The sequence below is a fragment of the Kineococcus glutinatus genome, assembly GCF_039542765.1.
GTDB lineage: Bacteria > Actinomycetota > Actinomycetes > Actinomycetales > Kineococcaceae > Kineococcus_A > Kineococcus_A glutinatus.
Window position 1 is genome coordinate 1 of record NZ_BAABIL010000845.1, and the last position, 1,299, is coordinate 1,299.

Consider the following 1,299-nt stretch of genomic DNA (forward strand, 5'->3'; position numbering starts at 1 on the left):
CCCCCCGCCGGCAGCACCAGCGCCCAGCCCGCCCGCAGCTCGGCGTGCAGCCGGGTCCCGGTGCCGTCCTCGCGGCGGCAGGGCCCGTCGGGCACCCGGTCGCCGGGGCGGGGGTCGCGGGGCGCCCACCTGCCCGGGCCGCCTCCCAGCGGGCCGCGCCGGTACGTCGTCGTCAGCTGGGAGGACTCCCGGGCGACGAGCTGCTGCACGGGGGCGGTGCCCAGCAGGGGCACGAGGAGGTGGTCGCGCAGCAGCCGCGCGGCGGGGGTGCCGCCCACGACGGTGCGCGTCAGGCCGGTGGTGGCGCGCAGCACGCCGGCGGCGACGGGGCGGCGCTCGGCCTCGTAGGTGTCGAGGAGGTCCGCGTGCGCGCGGCCGCCCGCGACGAGGGCGAGCTTCCACGCCAGGTTCTCCGCGTCGCCCAGGCCGGTGTTCATGCCCTGCCCGCCCAGCGGGCTGTGGACGTGCGCGGCGTCGCCCGCGAGCAGGACCCGCCCGGCGCGGAAGCGGTCGGCGAGGCGGCGGTGGATGCGGAAGGTGGACGTCCACGCCGCGGAGCGGACGGCACCGGCCGGGATGCCGGCGACGGCGGTGAGCCGGTCGGCGAGCTCGGCGGGGGCGGCGTCGCCGGCGTCCCGGCCACCGCTGCGGTCCGCCGCGGCGGGGGCCATGAGCCGCCACAGGCCGGGGCCCGCGGCGCGCAGCGGGAAGGCGCCGAGCATCCCCTCGGGCCGCAGCCACACCGACACCGCGTCGCGGGGCAGCGGCAGGTCGGCGCGGACGTCGGCGAGCAGGAAGCGCTCGACCACCTGCACGCCGGGGAAGGCGATGCCCGCCAGCCCGCGGACGGCGCTGTGGGCGCCGTCGCAACCGACCAGCCAGCCGCACCGCACCCCGCCGGCGGACCCGTCGCCGCCGGACAGCTCCACGTCGACGCCCGCCCCGTCCTGCGCGGCGGCGGTGACGGCGTGGCCCCACCGGACCGCGACGCCGAGGGCGGCCAGGCGCTCGCGGAGGGCGGCCTCCACGTCGGCCTGCGAGGCGATGAACCCCGGGGTGGGCAGGTGCCGCTGTGCGCGGGCGAGCTCCAGGCGGACGGGGGTGCGGCCGCCGAGGTCGACGACGACGCGCTCCAGCCGGACGCCGCGGGCGGGGAGGTCGCCGAGCGCGCCGGTGCGGTCGAGGACCTCCGCCCCGCGCGGCTGGACGCCGAGGGCGCGGGAGGTGCGGTCGGGCGCGGCGGCGGCGTCGAGGACACGCACGTCCACCCCGGCGGCCGCGAGGCGGCAGGCGAGCACG

Annotated in this window: 1 protein-coding gene; it reads right to left on the reverse strand. The window is 81.3% G+C overall.

Features of this window, described 5'->3' with window-relative positions:
* Positions 1–1,299: FAD-dependent monooxygenase (locus ABEB16_RS21985; protein WP_345714296.1), on the reverse strand; the 1,299-nt coding region annotated here is incomplete at both ends.